The 18,105-nt window shown below is 57.1% G+C and carries 15 protein-coding genes and 2 rRNA genes (1 of these 17 cut by a window edge); 12 read left to right on the forward strand and 5 right to left on the reverse strand.

Features of this window, described 5'->3' with window-relative positions:
• The 8 genes from VE23_RS19430 to VE23_RS19465 all read left to right on the forward strand — a co-directional run.
• Positions 1–2,164, forward strand: a 23S ribosomal RNA gene (locus VE23_RS19430) (it extends 765 nt beyond the left edge of the window).
• Between the two features lie 173 nt (positions 2,165–2,337).
• Positions 2,338–2,454 (forward strand): 5S ribosomal RNA (gene rrf, locus VE23_RS19435).
• 251 nt (positions 2,455–2,705) lie between these two features.
• Positions 2,706–3,881 carry a GNAT family N-acetyltransferase gene (locus VE23_RS19440; protein ID WP_048743658.1) on the forward strand — a complete coding sequence of 392 codons (1,176 nt, stop codon included), beginning with the start codon at positions 2,706–2,708 and terminating at the stop codon, positions 3,879–3,881.
• Between the two features lie 329 nt (positions 3,882–4,210).
• Positions 4,211–4,675, forward strand: a complete 465-nt coding sequence (locus VE23_RS19445; protein WP_048743656.1) for a CtsR family transcriptional regulator — start codon at positions 4,211–4,213, stop codon at positions 4,673–4,675.
• 27 nt (positions 4,676–4,702) lie between these two features.
• On the forward strand, positions 4,703–5,218 hold the full coding sequence (locus VE23_RS19450) for a UvrB/UvrC motif-containing protein (RefSeq protein WP_049868840.1): 516 nt from the start codon (positions 4,703–4,705) through the stop codon (positions 5,216–5,218).
• Between the two features lie 73 nt (positions 5,219–5,291).
• Positions 5,292–6,377, forward strand: coding sequence for a protein arginine kinase (locus VE23_RS19455; protein WP_083436162.1), 1,086 nt, complete (start codon positions 5,292–5,294; stop codon positions 6,375–6,377).
• Entirely contained in the window at positions 6,374–8,839 is a 2,466-nt protein-coding gene (gene clpC / locus VE23_RS19460) for an ATP-dependent protease ATP-binding subunit ClpC (protein ID WP_021878514.1), read from the forward strand. The genes VE23_RS19455 and clpC overlap by 4 nt, the downstream gene beginning before the upstream one ends.
• Positions 8,840–9,079: 240 nt before the next feature.
• Positions 9,080–9,574: an antibiotic biosynthesis monooxygenase gene (locus VE23_RS19465; RefSeq protein WP_048743653.1), complete on the forward strand. Its 495-nt coding sequence runs from the start codon at positions 9,080–9,082 to the stop codon at positions 9,572–9,574.
• Between the two features lie 62 nt (positions 9,575–9,636).
• On the opposite strand, the gene VE23_RS26665 is transcribed toward VE23_RS19465, so the two are convergent.
• From VE23_RS26665 to VE23_RS19475, 4 genes are all read right to left on the reverse strand, one after another.
• Entirely contained in the window at positions 9,637–9,813 is a 177-nt protein-coding gene (locus VE23_RS26665) for a hypothetical protein (protein WP_157054003.1), read from the reverse strand.
• A gap of 438 nt (positions 9,814–10,251) precedes the next feature.
• Complete coding sequence (locus VE23_RS26670; protein WP_157054004.1) at positions 10,252–10,413, reverse strand: hypothetical protein; 162 nt, start codon at positions 10,411–10,413, stop codon at positions 10,252–10,254.
• Between the two features lie 84 nt (positions 10,414–10,497).
• Positions 10,498–11,646: a sensor histidine kinase gene (locus tag VE23_RS19470; RefSeq protein ID WP_049868842.1), complete on the reverse strand. Its 1,149-nt coding sequence runs from the start codon at positions 11,644–11,646 to the stop codon at positions 10,498–10,500.
• Positions 11,647–11,808: 162 nt separating this feature from the next.
• Entirely contained in the window at positions 11,809–12,513 is a 705-nt protein-coding gene (locus VE23_RS19475; RefSeq protein ID WP_049868844.1) for a response regulator transcription factor, read from the reverse strand.
• Between the two features lie 195 nt (positions 12,514–12,708).
• Between VE23_RS19475 and radA the strand changes: the two genes are divergently transcribed.
• From radA to pssA, 3 genes are all read left to right on the forward strand, one after another.
• A complete protein-coding gene (radA, locus tag VE23_RS19480; protein ID WP_049868845.1) occupies positions 12,709–14,085 on the forward strand; it encodes a DNA repair protein RadA in 1,377 nt (458 codons plus the stop codon).
• Between the two features lie 17 nt (positions 14,086–14,102).
• Positions 14,103–15,179 (forward strand): DNA integrity scanning diadenylate cyclase DisA, encoded by a 1,077-nt coding sequence (disA, locus tag VE23_RS19485; protein WP_021878521.1) that lies wholly within the window; start codon positions 14,103–14,105, stop codon positions 15,177–15,179.
• 108 nt (positions 15,180–15,287) lie between these two features.
• Positions 15,288–16,031, forward strand: coding sequence for a CDP-diacylglycerol--serine O-phosphatidyltransferase (gene pssA / locus VE23_RS19490; RefSeq protein ID WP_049868846.1), 744 nt, complete (start codon positions 15,288–15,290; stop codon positions 16,029–16,031).
• 234 nt (positions 16,032–16,265) lie between these two features.
• On the opposite strand, the gene VE23_RS19495 is transcribed toward pssA, so the two are convergent.
• Positions 16,266–16,661 carry a hypothetical protein gene (locus VE23_RS19495; RefSeq protein ID WP_021878523.1) on the reverse strand — a complete coding sequence of 132 codons (396 nt, stop codon included), beginning with the start codon at positions 16,659–16,661 and terminating at the stop codon, positions 16,266–16,268.
• A 305-nt stretch (positions 16,662–16,966) separates the two neighbouring features.
• Between VE23_RS19495 and VE23_RS19500 the strand changes: the two genes are divergently transcribed.
• Positions 16,967–18,079, forward strand: coding sequence for a PIN/TRAM domain-containing protein (locus VE23_RS19500; protein ID WP_021878524.1), 1,113 nt, complete (start codon positions 16,967–16,969; stop codon positions 18,077–18,079).
• The last annotated feature ends 26 nt before the right edge of the window (positions 18,080–18,105 follow it).

Consider the following 18,105-nt stretch of genomic DNA (forward strand, 5'->3'; position numbering starts at 1 on the left):
ACGCACTGGAGGCCCGAACCCACGAATGTTGAAAAATTCGGGGATGAGGTGGGGGTAGCGGAGAAATTCCAATCGAACTCGGAAATAGCTGGTTCTCCCCGAAATAGCTTTAGGGCTAGCCTCGGTGTTGAGCATGCTGGAGGTAGAGCACTGATTGGGTGCGGGGCCCGCCAAGGGTTACCAAGTCCAGTCAAACTCCGAATGCCAGTCATGTATAACCGGGAGTCAGACGGTGAGTGCTAAGATCCATCGTCAAGAGGGAAACAGCCCAGATCATCAGCTAAGGTCCCCAAGTGTGTGTTAAGTGGGAAAGGATGTGGAGTTGCCCAGACAACCAGGATGTTGGCTTAGAAGCAGCCACCATTTAAAGAGTGCGTAATAGCTCACTGGTCGAGTGACTCTGCGCCGAAAATGTAACGGGGCTAAACACACCACCGAAGCTATGGCATGTACCAATAGGTACTTGGGTAGGGGAGCGTTGTGTATAGGTTGAAGTCAGACCGTAAGGACTGGTGGACAGTACACAAGTGAGAATGCCGGTATGAGTAACGAAAAGATCAGTGAGAATCTGATCCGCCGTAAGCCTAAGGGTTCCTGAGGAAGGTTCGTCCGCTCAGGGTAAGTCGGGACCTAAGGCGAGGCCGAAAGGCGTAGTCGAAGGACAACAGGTTGATATTCCTGTACCACCGTAAGCCGTTATGAGCAATGGAGTGACGCAGAAGGGTAGTGACGCGGACCGATGGATGTGTCCGTCCAAGCAGTGAGGCTGGTTTGTTGGCAAATCCGCAAACCGTAAGGCTGGGCTGTGATGGGGAGGGAAACTTATAGTACCGAAGGTCATGATCTCCAGCTGCCAAGAAAAGCTTCTAGCCAGGCGAAGGTGCCCGTACCGCAAACCGACACAGGTAGGCGAGCAGAGCATGCTAAGGCGCGCGGAGTAACTCTCGTTAAGGAACTCGGCAACATGACCCCGTAACTTCGGGAGAAGGGGTGCCTCGGTAGGGTGAATAGCCCGAGGGGGCCGCAGTGAAAAGGCCCAAGCGACTGTTTAGCAAAAACACAGGTCTGTGCGAAGCCGTAAGGCGAAGTATACGGGCTGACGCCTGCCCGGTGCTGGAAGGTTAAGGGGAGCGGTTAGGGGCAACCCGAAGCTGTGAACCGAAGCCCCAGTAAACGGCGGCCGTAACTATAACGGTCCTAAGGTAGCGAAATTCCTTGTCAGGTAAATTCTGACCCGCACGAATGGCGTAACGACTTGGGCGCTGTCTCAACGAGAGATCCGGTGAAATTTTAATACCTGTGAAGATGCAGGTTACCCGCGACAAGACGGAAAGACCCCATGGAGCTTTACTGCAGCTTGATATTGGACTTTGGTACGATCTGTACAGGATAGGTGGGAGCCTGGGAAGCCGGAGCGCCAGCTTCGGTGGAGGCACCGTTGGGATACCACCCTGATCGTATCGGAGTTCTAACCTGGTACCGTGATCCGGTACAGGGACCGTGTCAGGCGGGCAGTTTGACTGGGGCGGTCGCCTCCTAAAATGTAACGGAGGCGCCCAAAGGTTCCCTCAGAATGGTTGGAAATCATTCGCAGCGTGCAAAGGCATAAGGGAGCTTGACTGCGAGACCTACAAGTCGAGCAGGGACGAAAGTCGGGCTTAGTGATCCGGTGGTACCGAATGGAAGGGCCATCGCTCAACGGATAAAAGCTACCCTGGGGATAACAGGCTTATCTCCCCCAAGAGTCCACATCGACGGGGAGGTTTGGCACCTCGATGTCGGCTCATCGCATCCTGGGGCTGAAGTAGGTCCCAAGGGTTGGGCTGTTCGCCCATTAAAGCGGTACGCGAGCTGGGTTCAGAACGTCGTGAGACAGTTCGGTCCCTATCTGTCGTGGGCGCAGGAAATTTGAGAGGAGCTGTCCTTAGTACGAGAGGACCGGGATGGACGTACCGCTGGTGTACCAGTTGTTCCGCCAGGAGCACCGCTGGGTAGCTACGTACGGACGGGATAAGCGCTGAAAGCATCTAAGCGCGAAGCCCCCCTCAAGATGAGATTTCCCAGTATGTAAGACCCCTGGTAGACGACCAGGTTGATAGGTTCGGGGTGGAAGCGCAGCAATGCGTGCAGCTGACGAATACTAATCGGTCGAGGGCTTATCCTATGGATCAAGCCTGACGGGATATCGTCGCAAGACGATGAACGTTGGCGAGACATGGCGAGATGAATCTCAGTACGATTCGCTAGCCATGTAAGAAGCACGAATGGACTCAGCATCCAACATATTGATTCGATCCAGTTTTCAAGGCGCAAGCCAGGTCTTGAATAAGCGTAACGTTTGGTGGCGATGGCGGAAGGGAACCACGCGTACCCATCCCGAACACGACCGTTAAGCCTTCCAGCGCCGATGGTACTTGGACCGCAGGGTCCTGGGAGAGTAGGACGTCGCCAAGCACAGAGAGAAGCCTGATCCGCGAGCAATCGCCGATCAGGCTTTTTTTGATGTTTTTTCTCCATCTTCATCAAAGAGACATGCCTGCATGGATAGCAGAAAACCAAATGAACCTTAAAAACGTGTAAAGTTAAGGGGGGAAATCGTTTGCGGCGTTGAAAATCCGCCCCATTAAAAAGGATACAAGTGGGAAATAAATACAATATGTGTCATAATACATCTATACCTAACATCTTGGGGAAGCGGGTGCAGGATGAAGATCAGAACATTGAAGCCGGAAGAATTCGACGAGCATATGAAGCTGAGCCAATACGCCTTTCAAATCGAGCTTTCCGCAGAGGAGCTGGAGCAGGCCAGAGCAAGAGCCAGGTGCGAGGAAGTTATCGTCGGTGTCGAGCAGGAACGGATCGTCTCCCAGGTCAGAATCATTCCCCTCGAGGTGAACTGGAACGGCATCGTGCTGAAGATGGGAGGCATCTCTTCGGTCGCAAGCTGGCCGGAATCGAGGCGCTCCGGGCATGTGGGCAAGCTGCTCCGTCATGCGATGGAGGAAATGAAAGCGAACGGCCAATCCATATCGATGCTGGCGCCGTTTTCGATCGGCTTTTACCGCAAATACGGCTGGGAGCTGTTCATCGACCGGGTCAAGTACACCTTGGCGACGGACAAGCTGCCTCAACGAATGCAAAACAACGGCAAAGTCGAGCGGATTCAAGTCCGCGATCATGCCGAACTTCTGGGCATCCTTTATCAGACCTATTCGGAGAGCTTCAATGGCACGCTGGCCCGAACTGCGGATTGGTGGGAGCATTCGGTCTTCAAGCGGAAGAAAGGGGATGCGGTGCTGTACCGGTCCCAGAACGGCACGCCGGAAGGGTATGCCCTTTACAAGGTGAAGGAGAGGCGTCTCGACATTCATGAGCTCGTCTATCTTACGGAAGAAGCGAGGGTGGGGCTTTGGAATTTCTTCAGCAATCATGATTCCATGATCGATTCCGCCGTGCTCCATACCTACTCGGGAGATCCGCTGCCTTATCAGCTTAACGATCCGCGCATCGAACAGAGCATCCATCCTTATTTCATGGTTCGCATCGTCGATGTCCAATCGCTCGTCAAGCAGCTTTCGTTCCAGCCTGGAGTCCGCGATCAATTCGTCCTCCAGATTCATGACGAGGATGCATCCTGGAATGACGGATTGTGGATGCTTGACATCACGGAAGAGGGCAAGGGCAGCCTTTCCCGGTATCAGGATGGAACCTCCTCCAAGCGTTTGGATCTCTCCATCGGAACTTTGGCTGCTCTTCTCATCGGATACAAGCGCGCCAGGGATCTGCAGCAGATGGATCATATCTCGGGTCCGCGCTCGGAGGCCGTCCGGCTGGGCAGCCGTATCCCTGAGGCGATGACGAATTTCATGGACTTCTTCTAACCGTGTATAAAGCGGGCCGTCTTATCCCAAGCTGGTAACACAGCAGGGAGAGGCGGCTTTTTTCGTCTGGATGGCAGCAGCGGAAGTTTCCTTGACCTTTTCTTAAAAAGGAGTATAATCAAGATATAAGTCAAAGAAAGTCAAAGTCAGTTGAGTCTGATCCCGCCTTATGCAAGGCGAAGATCCTTTTCTTCCGGTCCCCGTTCGCGGGTCGTAATTTGCGCCGATGAGGGAATGCTACAGGGACGCATCCGGCCTTTGGCTGTTTGGCTTCTACCCGCAATTCAAGAAAAATCCTGAAGGTGCCCCGGCATAGGGAGGTGGGTGATATGCGAAACATTTCCGATGCATTGGAGCAGCATTTGAAGCAGCTGCTTCAGGACAGTCCCGAAGGTGCGGTGGAAATACAGCGCAACGAATTGGCGGACAGCTTCTCCTGCGTACCGTCGCAGATCAATTATGTCATCAGTACCCGTTTCACGCTTGAGAAGGGATACCTCGTGGAGAGCAAGCGAGGGGGAGGAGGCTACATCCGGATCCAACGGATCGAGCTGCCTGCGCTCAAAGCCATCCACGGCCATATTCATCATACGATCGGCAATCAAGTCGATCAAAGCGCCGCCGAAGGACTTATTTACCAGTTGGAGGAAGCCTTGTTCATTTCCAAGCGAGAAGGCAGCCTGCTCCGGGCGGCTGTATGCCGGGAGTCGATCGCGATCAAGCTGCCGCAGCGCGACGAGCTTCGAGCCAGGCTGCTGAAGGCGATGCTCATCTCGCTTCTGGGTAAGCAATAGAGAAGGACCGGTGAGGAGGGACGCGGCATGCTTTGTCAGGAATGCGGCAAAAGGCCGGCAACGCTTCATTTTACCAAGATCGTAAACGGAGAAAAAACGGAATTCCATATTTGCGAAGCCTGCGCCCGCGAAAGGGGCGAAGGCATTCCGGGAGCTCCGAACGGCTTTTCCATCCACAGCCTGCTGTCGGGGCTTATGGATTTCGAGCCTGCGGGAAGCTTGGCTGGGACGAAGCAGGCGGTGCCGCGCTGCGAGGAGTGCGGACTCACGTATTCGCAGTTCTCCAAGCTCGGAAGATTCGGCTGCAGCTCCTGCTACAAGCACTTCGGGGAAAGGCTCGATCCTCTGTTGAAGAGAGTGCACGGGAACACGGTCCATGTCGGAAAGATTCCCCGCCGCTCGGGCGGAAGGATTCAGACACAGAGGGAAATCGACAGGCTGAGGCAGGAAATGAAGAGCTCGATCCAGAAAGAAGAGTTCGAAGCCGCCGCCAAGCTCAGGGACAAAATCCGCGAGCTGGAGAAGCAGATCAAGGAAGCCTGATCGTTGGAAGCATCCAGATAGACATCATAAGCGCAGCTTCCGCAAGGCGGCTGCACGGTAGGGAGGGATTGGATTGGCAGCCAACCGGTTTGCCCAGACGGCGCTGAGCGAGTGGATGAAGGGAGACGGACCCGATTCGGATATCGTCTTCAGCAGCCGCGTAAGAATCGCCCGCAACCTGCACAATTATCCCTTTCCGATTCTGGCCACCAGCCAGCAGTCCGCGGAAGTGATGAGCAAGCTTGCTTCCGTGGCGCAGGAAGGAAAGCTGGAGCCGATCGGCCCGTTCGAGACGATCGTTCTTTCGGATCTCAGCGAGCTGGAGCGCAGGGTGCTGGTGGAGAAGCATCTGATCAGTCCCGCGCTGGCGAACGAAGCCCGTGCGGGAGCGGTCGTCATGAGCGAGAACGAATCCGTCAGCATTATGATTAACGAAGAGGATCATTTGCGCATTCAATGTTTATATCCCGGTTTCCAGGTCCAGGAGGCATGGAAGCTTGCCAGCAAAATCGACGACATTTATGAGGAAGCAGTCGACTATGCTTTTGATGAGAGACGCGGATTTCTGACCAGCTGCCCCACCAACGTGGGAACCGGCATCCGCGCATCCGTCATGATGCATCTGCCGGCGCTCGTGCTCACGCATCAGATCAACCGGATCCTGTCCGCCATTACCCAAGTGGGTCTGGCTGTGAGGGGGCTGTACGGCGAGGGAAGCGAGGCGCTCGGCAATCTGTTCCAGATTTCCAACCAGATCACGCTGGGACAGTCGGAGGATGAAATCATCGACAATCTGCATGGAGTCGTGAGGCAGATCATCGAGCATGAAAAAGCGGCCCGCGAGCGTCTTCAGGCGGAATCGCGCCTGCGGCTCGAGGATCGGGTGATGAGATCTTACGGCATCCTGTCTCATGCGGCGATCATGGACTCCAAGGAATCGGCCCAGAGACTGTCGGATGTCCGTCTTGGCATCGACCTGGGCATGATTCGGGAAGTTTCCCCGCAGGTTATGAATGAGTTGATGGTAATGACCCAGCCTGGCTTCCTGCAGCAGGCATTCGAGGAAAAATTGAATACGGAGCAGCGCGATGCAAGGCGCGCGGAGCTGATCCGCAGCCGGCTGCTCCCTGTAACCCATGATGGAGGTGCTTACGAATGATGTTTGGACGATTTACGGAACGTGCGCAGAAGGTGCTTGCTCTCGCCCAGGAAGAGGCGGTGCGGCTTGGACATAACAATATCGGCACGGAGCATATTCTGCTCGGCCTCATTCGGGAAGGCGAAGGCATCGCGGCCAAAGCTCTGATCGCGCTCGGCCTGGGACTCGAGAAAATACAGGACGAGGTGGAATCGCTCATCGGCCGCGGCCAAGAGCAGCCCAGCAACATCGCCTACACGCCCCGTGCGAAGAAGGTCATCGAGCTGTCCATGGACGAAGCCCGCAAGCTGGGGCACACGTACGTCGGCACGGAGCATATTCTGCTCGGCCTTATCCGCGAAGGCGAAGGCGTGGCCGCCCGCGTGCTGAACAACCTCGGCATCAGCCTGAACAAGGCGCGGCAGCAAGTGCTGCAGCTGCTCGGCAGCAGCGAGGCGGTATCGAGCAACCACGGAGCGCCGGCCAACGTCAGCACGCCGACCTTGGACGGCCTGGCACGCGACCTGACCGCTTCCGCCCGTGAGAACAATTTGGATCCGGTCATCGGCCGCAGCAAGGAGATCGAGCGCGTCATCCAGGTTCTCAGCCGCCGGACGAAGAACAATCCGGTGCTGATCGGCGAGCCTGGCGTCGGCAAGACGGCGATCGCCGAAGGTCTGGCGCAGAAGATCATCGCCAACGAAATTCCCGAGACGCTTCGCGACAAGCGCGTCATGACGCTGGACATGGGCTCTGTCGTGGCAGGCACCAAGTATCGCGGCGAATTCGAGGACCGGCTCAAGAAAATCATGGATGAGATCCGCCAAGCGGGCAATATCATCCTGTTCATCGACGAGCTGCACACGTTGATCGGCGCAGGCGGCGCTGAAGGCGCCATCGACGCCTCCAACATCCTGAAGCCGGCTCTCGCACGCGGCGAGCTGCAGTGCATCGGCGCGACTACTCTCGACGAGTACCGCAAGTACATCGAGAAGGATGCCGCCCTCGAGCGCCGCTTCCAGCCGATCACGGTGGATCAGCCTACCCCGGACGAAGCGATTCAGATCCTGCATGGACTTCGCGATCGTTACGAAGCCCATCACCGCGTGAAAATCACGGATGAATCCATTGTGGCGGCAGTCAAGCTGTCCGACCGGTACATCACCGACCGCTTCCTGCCGGACAAAGCGATCGACCTGATCGACGAAGCCAGCTCCAAGGTCCGCCTGCATACCTATACGATCCCGCCGGATCTGAAGCAGATGGAGGGACGCCTCGACGAGGTGCGCAAGGAGAAGGATGCGGCCGTTCAGAGCCAGGAATTCGAGAAGGCCGCGGCGCTCCGCGACACGGAGCAGAAAATCCGCGAAGAGCTCGACACGACGAAGAACACGTGGAAAGAAAAGCAGGGACGCACGGATTCCGAAGTAACGCCGGAGGACATCGCTCAGGTCGTCGCCAACTGGACGGGTATCCCGGTCAGCAAGCTGGCTGAGGAAGAAACCGAGCGCTTGCTGAAGATGGAAGAGATTCTGCACAGCCGCCTCATCGGCCAGGAGGATGCCGTCAAGGCCGTCTCCCGCGCCGTTCGCCGCTCCCGTGCCGGACTCAAGGATCCGAAGCGTCCGATCGGCTCCTTCATTTTCCTCGGACCTACCGGCGTCGGCAAAACCGAGCTGGCCCGCGCTCTGGCCGAGGCGATGTTCGGTGACGAGAATGCGGTCATCCGCATCGACATGTCGGAATATATGGAGAAACATTCCACTTCCCGCCTCGTTGGCGCTCCTCCGGGATACGTCGGCTATGAGGAAGGCGGCCAGCTGACCGAGAAGGTCCGCCGCAAGCCTTACTCCGTCGTGCTGCTGGACGAAATCGAGAAGGCGCATCCGGAAGTGTTCAATATTCTGCTGCAGGTTCTGGAGGACGGCCGCCTGACCGATTCCAAAGGCCGTGTAGTCGATTTCCGGAATACGCTGATCATCATGACCTCCAACGTCGGCGCCGATCAGATCAAGCGCAACTCGACGCTCGGATTTACGGCCCAGCATGATGCCGGACGCGAGTTCAACCAGATGAAGGAAAAAGTGATGGGCGAGCTGAAAAAGAGCTTCCGTCCCGAATTCCTGAACCGGATCGACGAGTCCATCGTGTTCCACTCCCTCGCAGAGGAGCATATCGCCCGCATCGTGACGCTGATGTCCGACGAGCTGCGCAAGCGGCTTCGCGAGCAGGAAGTCGACTTCGACCTCACGGACAGAGCGAAAACGTTTCTCGCCAAGGAAGGCTTCGATCCTGCCTACGGCGCGCGTCCGCTGCGCCGTGCGATCCAGAAGCATATCGAGGACCGGTTGTCCGAAGAGCTGCTGATGGGCAATATCAAGAAAGGCGATATGCTGGTGATCGACGAGGAGAACGGCGGCCTGACCGTCAAGCCTCATCCGGAACAGCATAAAGCCGAGCAGGAAGAAACGGCAGCGAAGTAAGCAGCGGCCATCTTCCGCAATTGCAGGGCTGCTTATGCCGGAAATCCTTCCTAACGCACTGCGGAAAAGCCCCTTTTCCTTTTGGGAAGAAGGGCTTTTTTTGCGGCTCGGGTTCAGAAGGGCAATAAGTCTTCACAGCGGAATCGGAAACCGAGGGGCAGGCGTCCGTTTGTACCCGGCTTCCAAGGCTGTTAAACTGAGAAGATAGCGTTCCCATTTCTCGCAAGGAGGCGAAAGGATATGATCGTCGTAACGAACACGATTCAGATTAAGTCGGGCTTTGGAGAACAGGTGGCGGAAAGGTTTAAAAATCCGAAAGGCGTCCATACGATGCCGGGCTTCGCGGGCATGGAGCTGCTGCTCGACCGCAAGGAGGAATCGGACGAGCTGAAGGTCGTGACGCATTGGACGGACAAGGCCAGCTTCGACAACTGGGTGAACAGCGATTCGTTCAAGCAGGCGCATGCGCGGCGGGCTCCTGAGGGAGCGGAGAACGCAGCTCCGGCCGGAGGAGCGCAGCCGATGGGCGGTACGGCGGCAGACGGGACTCCGGCATCAGGGCATGCGGCGTCAGCAGCGTCGGGGCATCCTGCTGGAGCCGGCGGCCATGACGGCAGCGGCGCTCCGGAAGCGGGGCATGGAGCCGCAACGGCAAGCGCGCCGAATCCAAAGGATCTGATGCTTGGCTCCAAGCTGAGCATTCATGAGGTTCTGTTCCGTCTGGGAGCGGAATAGTAAAAAAGCAGTCTCCTCTATGTGGAGGAGACTGCTTTTTTGTTGTTCGCCGCAGTCCGTCATCAGCCGTGGCCCAGCGGCAGGAAGGGCAGAAGGAACAAGCCGAGTATGCTTCCGCTGACAGTAATCCAGAGCAGCGCGTAGCGGTTTCGAAGCACTCCCTTGCGGACACAGTGCATGACGAGGCCGACGAAGAGCAAGGCGATGGCGATCAGGGCGAGTCTCAGCAGATCGGGCATGGGATGTCCCTCCTTGGGATCATGGAAATGAGTTCGCATGACGAGCTTGTACGGGCTCTAATCCGTTGTATATAGGCTTAGCATCGGCCATTGAATCGCAGGTTATACGTAGAGGCGGCTGGTTCTAGGAAGCGGAGAAGAGGACGAAGCCTGGCGTGCGCAGTGTTTTTTTGAATCATGCAACGGTCATATTTCTATCTTATTTAAGCTTCTATCGATCGGTGCAGGAGCTTATTTCTCTATTTTTATTTATTGCCGCAGGTTGAATTTAGGAAGTAATAAATTGAAATGAAATAGAACGATTCAACTTTATAGTTGTATATGTTCAACCTAAAGGATGAAACCGCAAAAAAGATAGGAATAATTGAATTCCCACCTTAAATTAGCGACGAATTATGAAATGGTTAAGGACTGAACGGCCGTACAGCCAGGGCGCGATCAGTGGCCTTTCATGAAGGAAGGGCCCAAAATGACGGCGAGCTGGGCGAGAGCGACAGCGCTCCAGAGAAGCGCTTGGCGAAGCGGGACTTTGCGGTTTTTCCATTGGAAGGCTGCTCCCGCGGACAATGTCAGAACGACAGCGAACAAGAAGGTCCTCATGCATTCCATCCCCTTTGCACAGGTAATGAAACCAGTATAGAGGCCGGTTCTTAACATCGGGCCGACGGTGATCTTAACTTATTCTTAATCGCCCGCTCCGGCTTCTGCCGGTTGGGCGTCTGAGCCGCAAGGAAGAGGAAGGCGGACGATGAATTCGGTCTTGCGCCTGGAGCTGGTTGCGGACGCCGTTCCTCCATGCAGATCCAGTATGCTCTTGACGATGGCAAGCCCGATGCCGCTGCCGCCTGTCGCCTTGGAGCGGGAGGCGTCGACTCGGTAGAAGCGCTCGAACAGCCGCGGGAGCTGGTCCTGCGAAATCGGCTCGCCATAGTTGCGGAAGATGATTTCCGCAGCAGGCTCAAGCTCGTCCCTGCGCAGAAGGATGTCCAGCGCCCCTCCGTCTGCCCCATAACGAATCGCATTGCTGATCAGATTCTCGAAGACGCGGAGCAGCAGCTCCGGATCCGCTTCCACGATGAGGGGGCCGTCTGCGGGATGGACGCGGCAGGCCATGTCGGCTTCCTCCAGCGCCGGCATGAATTCTTCGGCAAGCTGCCCGAGAAAGGGGTTGAGATCGACGGTTTCGCGCTGGAGCGGAAAACCGCTGCTGGTGACGCGGGTATATTCGAACAGATCGTCGATCAGCTTGCGCAGCACGAGAGATTTTTCATAGGCGATATGGACATACTGCCGCATCTCGACCTCGTCGCGGTAACGGTCGTCCTCGATATATTCCAGAAACCCCAGCACCGAGGTGAGCGGGGTGCGAAGATCATGGGACACGCCGGTAATGAGGTCGTCCTTGGCTTGCACGGCAGCCCGCTCCTCTTCCTGGGCGAGCTGCAGCCTGCGGGCCATTTCGTTGACGCTGCGCGCAACGACCCCGAGCTCATCGCTGCTGCTCTCGTCGATGCGGTGGGACAGATCTCCTGCCGAGATCGCCTGCAGGGCGCTCGTCAGGGTGTCGAAGCGCTTGATGATGCCCCTGGACAAGGAAAAGAACAAGAAGATGAACAGCAGCAGTCCGAAGATGACCCGAACCGGGCCGGAGCCGATTCCATTGATGGTGTAGGCAAGCGCCTTCGTCAGGAAAAAGGATTTGGACGGATTGAACCGGATAAGCTGCTCCGCCAAGTAATTGCCCAGCAAAAGAAGGACTCCCATGCCGAGCAGGCTGGCGGCGAAGCTGAGGATGAATTTCCATAGAAAGGTTTGAAAGATGCGGCTGGCCAAAGATGTGCCTCCCTCATAAACGACGTCGTTCTGCGGCTTGGCGAGTTGAATGTGGACGATGAGCCGGCGGCCGGGACATGCCGGACCCCGACATGAGCATCGGCATCATGACAATGCGTCCGGGTATTGGAGCTCCAACGTATCGATGCTCCCGCTCCCTCTCTACAGCTTCTCCATTTTGTAGCCGACGCCCCATACGGTCTTGATGTACCTGGGATGCCTCGGATCGGCTTCGATCTTCTCCCTCAGCTTGCGGATATGGACCATGACGGTATTTCCCGCTTCAAAAAAAGTTTCCTGCCAAATCATCTCGTACAGCTGCTCGATGCTGTACACCCGGCCGGGATTGCGTCCGAGCAGCTCCAGGATGGAGAATTCTCGGGGCGTAAGCCGCACCTCATGGCCCTCGACCGTCACTTCCCGCGTCGCGGAGTTGAAGGTGACGCCGTCGATCGTGACGGCATCCGGCGAGGCGGCGTCGCCGGCGGCGGCTCCATAGATGCCGTATCGTCGCAGCTGGCTTTTGATCCGGGCGAGCAGCTCCAGAGGGCTGAACGGCTTGGACACATAATCGTCGGCCCCGACGCTGAGGCCGTGGATTTTATCGATCTCCTCGCTTTTGGCGGACAGGAAGATGATCGGCATCTGCCGGATTTCCCGAATCGCCATGCAGGTGTCGATTCCGTTCATGCCGGGCATCATGACATCGAGCACGACGAGATCCACTTTTTCCTTCCGGATGATGTCCAGAGCCTCTCCGCCGCTTGCAGCGGTCAGAAGACGGAACCTTTCCTGCTTGAGGTACAGCCCCATCAGCTTGACGATTTCGGGCTCGTCATCGACGAGCAGCACCGTTTCTTCGTTCATGGCCCACCGCTTCCTCTCTCTCTTTTCTGTCAGTATAACGGAAAAGATCTTATCTTTTTCTTAGATTCCCGGACATCGTCGAGAAAGGAGCGCAAGCGGCTCCTTCTCGAAAGAATGTTCGCATGATTTTCTTTTGTTGCGGCCTCTGAAATGGTAAACTTTGAAGGTACGTCATATCCGTAAAAGGAGCCTTCGATGGCCAAACTAAAAGTGAAATTCGCCTGTACGGAATGCGGAACGGAATCGCCCAAATGGCTGGGAAAATGCCCCGGCTGCGGCGCCTGGAACACGATGGTGGAGGAAAAGGAGACGGTGGTCAAAACCGCCGGCGTCGGATTATCCTCTCCAATGGCCCGCGGGACGAAAGAAAAGCCGCGTTCCATCATAGACATAGATACCGGGCATGAGCCCCGCATCGAAAGCAGCATCGGGGAGCTGAACCGGGTGCTGGGCGGCGGGGTCGTGCCCGGCTCCCTCATACTCGTCGGCGGCGACCCCGGCATCGGCAAGTCGACGCTGCTGCTGCAGACCTCCCATGCATTGTCGGCCGCCGGACTCAAGGTGCTCTATATATCGGGCGAGGAATCCGTTCGCCAGACCAAGCTCCGCGCCGATCGCCTCGGCGCGCTCAGCGCGTCGCTGTTCGTGCTCTGCGAGACGAACATGGAGCATATCAATGAGGCCATCGATACCGTCCAGCCGGATTTTCTCGTCATCGACTCGATTCAGACCGTCTATGATCCCAGCGTCCAGTCCGCACCGGGCAGCGTCGCCCAGGTGAGGGAATGCACGGCCCACTTCATGCGCGTCTCCAAGCTGGGCGGCATCGCGACCGTGCTGGTCGGACATGTCACCAAGGAGGGGGCGATCGCCGGCCCGAGGCTGCTGGAGCATATGGTGGACTGCGTCCTTTACTTCGAGGGGGAGCGCCATCATTCCTACCGCCTGCTTCGCGCCGTCAAAAACCGCTTCGGCTCCACCAACGAGATCGGCATCTTCGAGATGGGCGAGAGCGGGCTGCGCGAAGTCGCGAACCCGTCGGAGCTGTTCCTGTCGGAGCGGCCTTTGGGCGTCTCCGGCTCCACTGTCGTGGCCAGCATGGAGGGCACGAGGCCTGTGCTCGTCGAGCTCCAGGCGCTGGTCGCGCCTACGCATTTCCCGTCGCCGCGCCGGACGTCCACCGGCTACGACCACAACCGGATGGCGCTGATCATCGCCGTGCTCGAAAAAAGAATCGGGCTGTTCCTGCAGACGCAGGATGCATACCTGAACGCCGCCGGTGGAGTGCGCCTTGACGAGCCCGCTGTCGATCTGGCCGCCGCCGTCGCGCTTGCCTCCAGCTTCAAGGATGCGCCGACGCGTCCATTCGACGTCGTCTTCGGCGAGGTGGGGCTTACCGGCGAGGTGCGGGCTGTCTCCCGAGCCGAGCAGCGGGTCAAGGAAGCCCAGAAGCTGGGCTTCAAGCGGGTCATCATGCCCGAGAAAAGCCTCAAGGGCTGGAAGCCGCCGGACGATATAACGATTGTCGGCGTGAATACCGTATCCGAAGCATTGCGCGCGGCGCTGGAATAGGGGGTTCGCTGGAAATCATGAAAGAGAACAGAGAGATCGAAATTACGAATCAGCTGCTGCAGCTGGTCGCGCCGGGCACCGCTTTCCGCGAAGGGCTGGACAATGTACTGCGGGCGAAGACAGGCGCGCTGCTCGTCGTCGGCTACAGTCCCGAGGTCATGGAGGTCGTGGACGGCGGGTTTTCCATCAATTGCGACTTTTCCCCGAACTATCTGTACGAGCTGGCCAAGATGGACGGGGCCATCATCCTGAGCGAGGATCTCAAGAAGATTCTGTATGCGAATACGCAGCTGATTCCGGACCCGTCGATTTCGTCGATCGAGACCGGGATCAGGCACCGCACCGCGGAGCGGGTGGCCAAGCAGACGGGCAAGCTGGTGGTATCAATTTCGCAGAGGCGTAATATCATCACCCTGTATATGGGTAATCTAAGGTATTCCCTGAAGGACATGGGCGTTATTCTTACGAAGGCGAATCAGGCGATTCAGACGCTGGAGAAATACAAGGCGGTGCTGAGGCAGTCGTTCACGAATCTGTCGGCGCTTGAATTCGAGGAATTGGTGACGCTGCAGGAGGTCGCGCATGTCATCCACCGGGTGGAGATGGTGCTCCGGATCAAAATGGAAATCAAGCGGTACGTCAACGAGCTCGGCACCGAAGGCCGTCTGATCAGCATGCAGATGGAAGAGCTCATCGGAGGCGTGGAGGAGGATGCTTGGTTCCTGCTCAAGGATTATGCCCGCGACAACAGCGACGAGAAAATCCGGGACATCCGGACCGGGCTCAAAAAGCTCAGCAACGACGAGCTGATGGACGCGCCTCATGTCATTCGGCTGCTCGGCTATCCGCAAGGAGCGACGATCGCAGATGAGGCCGTCCATCCGCGCGGCTACCGCCAGATGTACCGGATTCCGCGGCTTCCGCTCATCATCATGAACAATCTGATCGAGAAATTCGGAAATCTGCCCAATATCGTCATGGCGACGATCGGCGAATTGGATGAAGTGGACGGAATCGGCGAGGTGCGCGCCCGGGCGATCAAGGAAGGATTGCGCCGGATTCAAGATCAAATGTTCATTGACAGACAAATCTGATTCCCCTAGAATGGGGGAATGCCGACAGGAGGGCTTGGATGATGGTGGAATTTTTTCCACCGATGTCCATGATATCCCAAGGCATAGTAGAGATGAGGTGGAAATGAAGTGTTTGCAAAATCATTGCCGAGTCTTTTTACCATAGGCAACCTGTTCCTGGGGATCGTCGCCATCATTATGGTGTTCAATGAGAAGCCTGAAGTCGCCGCCATGATGGTCATCATCGCCATGCTTCTGGACGGGGTCGACGGCCGCGTCGCCCGCGCGCTAAATGTTCAAAGCGAATTCGGCAAGGAGCTCGATTCCTTGTCCGATATCATATCGTTCGGTGTCGCCCCTGCTTTCATCATGTATGTCGTCGCATTCCAGGATCTCAGCTCGCAGCCGGCCGCCTGGATCGTGACCGCGATCTTCCCGATCTGCGGCGCGCTCCGGCTTGCCCGGTTCAACGTCATCTCCGGCATTCCGGGCTACTTCGTCGGCCTGCCGATTCCGGCAGCAGGAGGCGTTCTGGCTACGCTGGCTTTGTTCTACACGGATATCCAGCCCTGGGTGCTGATGGCGAGCACGCTCGTTCTCGCGCTGCTGATGGTCAGCACGGTGAAGTACCCGAACTTCAAGAAGATTGGACTGCCGAAGGGCGCGATCTGGAGCATTCCGATCGTTGTCGTCATTGCGGTCGTGCTCGGCGTCGCTTTCCCGAACCAGATCTCCAAGATCATCTTTGTGCCGCTGCTGCTCTATGCGCTGTACGGCCTAAAAAAAAACGTTAATGTCCAGGGACGCCTGCGCCGCCGCAGATCCCGCCGTTCCGAAGGCGAAGAAGAGAACGTCCGCAAGCGGAGCGTCTAGCGTCGTCCTGCCGCTGGCATGGATCGGTTCCTGCGATGCAGCAGCCACTTCCTGACCCGGTGCCGAATTTCGGTGCCGGGTTTGTTGGTTGTTTATGGAGCTTCTATCCTGCCTGGGATGAGGCTCGCCGATTGCCGGCCACAGCCTTTCTCGTTGAAGAGAGCAACTAAAAAGCAGTCCGTCCTCCATTGGAGGATGGACTGCTTTTTTCAATGTCCGGATAGGAATTCCGGTTCAGGTCAAATTGAAAATGCCGAGCGTGGAGCATTTATCGGATTCGGCGGACAGAACCTCGCCGAGATCGATTTCCAGCAGATTGCAAAGCGCGGACATGTAGAACAGGTGGCGTCCCAGCTCGTTTTTCAGCACATCACGGCAGTTCTCGCACACATGGCCGTCCATGTGTGTGCCCAGAAGCTGCTTGGCGCTCTCAAGCTCGGGATCGTCCGAATAAGGCTGCTTGCTGGCCTGGATTTCAATACAGCCGCATTCGGTCACGGCTTTCGTGACAGCGCGGTTGACAGCTGCACCCGTCTGTCCGAACTTGGACAGGACATCGAGCATGCTCCGGTGACGCAGGAGCAATTCCGATACTTGCTGCTGAAACTCTTGGAGCGTTGGAGCGCTCATCGGTATCCACCTCTTTCGCGATTTTTGCTGCTATGGGAATGCATGTCATGGGACGAGCATGCGATTTCATCCGCCGTATGCTGGACGGCGATGGCCTGAATCCATTATAAGCCCGCCCTGTCCAGAATACAAAAACGAAATCGCCATTATGAGAAATCCTTCATGACGCGTCTTTCGCAGGACTTGCGGCGCATGGACGGGAATGAGGCCCGCCCGTCGCCTGCTGCTGCAAAATTGTTGCTTGGATGCGACGGTTTAGCCTTCTCCAAATTGGAACATACTGGCTAATGGAGGTGGCATAAGCGATGATAAAACGTATTCTGCAATTACTCGGTATCGTATTCGGCGGCATGATCGGCTCTCAGTTCGGCAATGGAACAGGCGGAGCGCTTCCGGCCGGCCTTGGAAGCTACAGCCCTCTCGCAGGGAGCTACGGTTCTTTCGGATTTTACACCGGCTTGGCGACAGGCGCGCTGGCGGGCCTGCTGCTGGCGACCGCCCTTGCCGGAAGACTGGAGAGAATGCTCGGGGAAGGCGTACGGCGCGCTTCCGACATGCCGGCGGCGGATCTGCTGGCAGGCGCGGCGGGATTGACCGGCGGCCTTGTCCTTTCGGCTCTGCTCTATCCCTCGGTATCCCAGCTTCCGGGGGCGGCGGCGACGATCGCTCCGGCGCTGCTGACTTTGGGACTCGGCTACGTGGGACTGAGCGTCGGGCTGAGGAAGAAAGAAGAGCTGACGGAAGGGCTCCACGCGATGATGCAGCCGAAGGCGCTGCCCGTTCCGGAGAAGGAAGAGCATGTCAATTTCGAAGAGCACAAGATCATGGACACAAGCGTCATCATTGACGGCCGAATCGCGGATATCTGCAAGACCGGCTTCATCGAGGGGACGCTCGTCATTCCCGAGTTCGTCCTCGAGGAGCTGCAGCATATCGCCGATTCCTCCGATCTGCTCAAGCGCAACCGCGGCCGCCGCGGCCTGGACATCTTGAACAAGATCCAGAAGGAGCTCGACGTGAAGGTTCTCATCTACGAAGGGGACTTCGAGGAGATCGGCGAGGTGGACAGCAAGCTCGTCAAGCTGGCCAAGCTGCTGCGGGGCAAGGTGCTCACGAACGACTTCAACCTCAACAAGGTTTGCGAGCTGCAGGGAGTGTCGGTGCTGAACATCAACGATTTGGCCAATGCGGTCAAGCCGGTCGTGCTGCCGGGCGAGGAAATCGTCGTGCAGATCATCAAGGACGGCAAGGAGCATGGACAAGGAGTCGCCTATCTCGACGACGGCACGATGATCGTCGTGGAGGGCGGCAGGGATTACATCGGCATGACGATGGAGGTGCTCGTGACGAGCGTGCTCCAGACTTCGGCGGGACGGATGATCTTCGCAAAGCCCAAGCTGTTGGAAAAAGCGCTGTAACAGGGTATGATAGGGAATAAACGTTA

This window comes from Paenibacillus sp. D9 (assembly GCF_001188365.1).
GTDB classification, from domain to species: Bacteria; Bacillota; Bacilli; order Paenibacillales; family Paenibacillaceae; genus Paenibacillus_O; species Paenibacillus_O humicus.

Coding starts and splice junctions, on each gene's coding strand:
- VE23_RS19475 (WP_049868844.1), bottom strand. CDS start 12,513: ATGAACGAAGAAACGGTGCTGCTCGTCGATGACGAGCCCGAAATCGTC.
- VE23_RS19465 (WP_048743653.1), top strand. CDS start 9,080: ATGATCGTCGTAACGAACACGATTCAGATTAAGTCGGGCTTTGGAGAA.
- VE23_RS19495 (WP_021878523.1), bottom strand. CDS start 16,661: ATGAGCGCTCCAACGCTCCAAGAGTTTCAGCAGCAAGTATCGGAATTG.
- VE23_RS26665 (WP_157054003.1), bottom strand. CDS start 9,813: ATGCCCGATCTGCTGAGACTCGCCCTGATCGCCATCGCCTTGCTCTTC.
- disA (WP_021878521.1), top strand. CDS start 14,103: ATGAAAGAGAACAGAGAGATCGAAATTACGAATCAGCTGCTGCAGCTG.
- radA (WP_049868845.1), top strand. CDS start 12,709: ATGGCCAAACTAAAAGTGAAATTCGCCTGTACGGAATGCGGAACGGAA.
- VE23_RS19440 (WP_048743658.1), top strand. CDS start 2,706: ATGAAGATCAGAACATTGAAGCCGGAAGAATTCGACGAGCATATGAAG.
- VE23_RS19450 (WP_049868840.1), top strand. CDS start 4,703: ATGCTTTGTCAGGAATGCGGCAAAAGGCCGGCAACGCTTCATTTTACC.
- VE23_RS26670 (WP_157054004.1), bottom strand. CDS start 10,413: ATGAGGACCTTCTTGTTCGCTGTCGTTCTGACATTGTCCGCGGGAGCA.
- clpC (WP_021878514.1), top strand. CDS start 6,374: ATGATGTTTGGACGATTTACGGAACGTGCGCAGAAGGTGCTTGCTCTC.
- VE23_RS19445 (WP_048743656.1), top strand. CDS start 4,211: ATGCGAAACATTTCCGATGCATTGGAGCAGCATTTGAAGCAGCTGCTT.
- VE23_RS19500 (WP_021878524.1), top strand. CDS start 16,967: ATGATAAAACGTATTCTGCAATTACTCGGTATCGTATTCGGCGGCATG.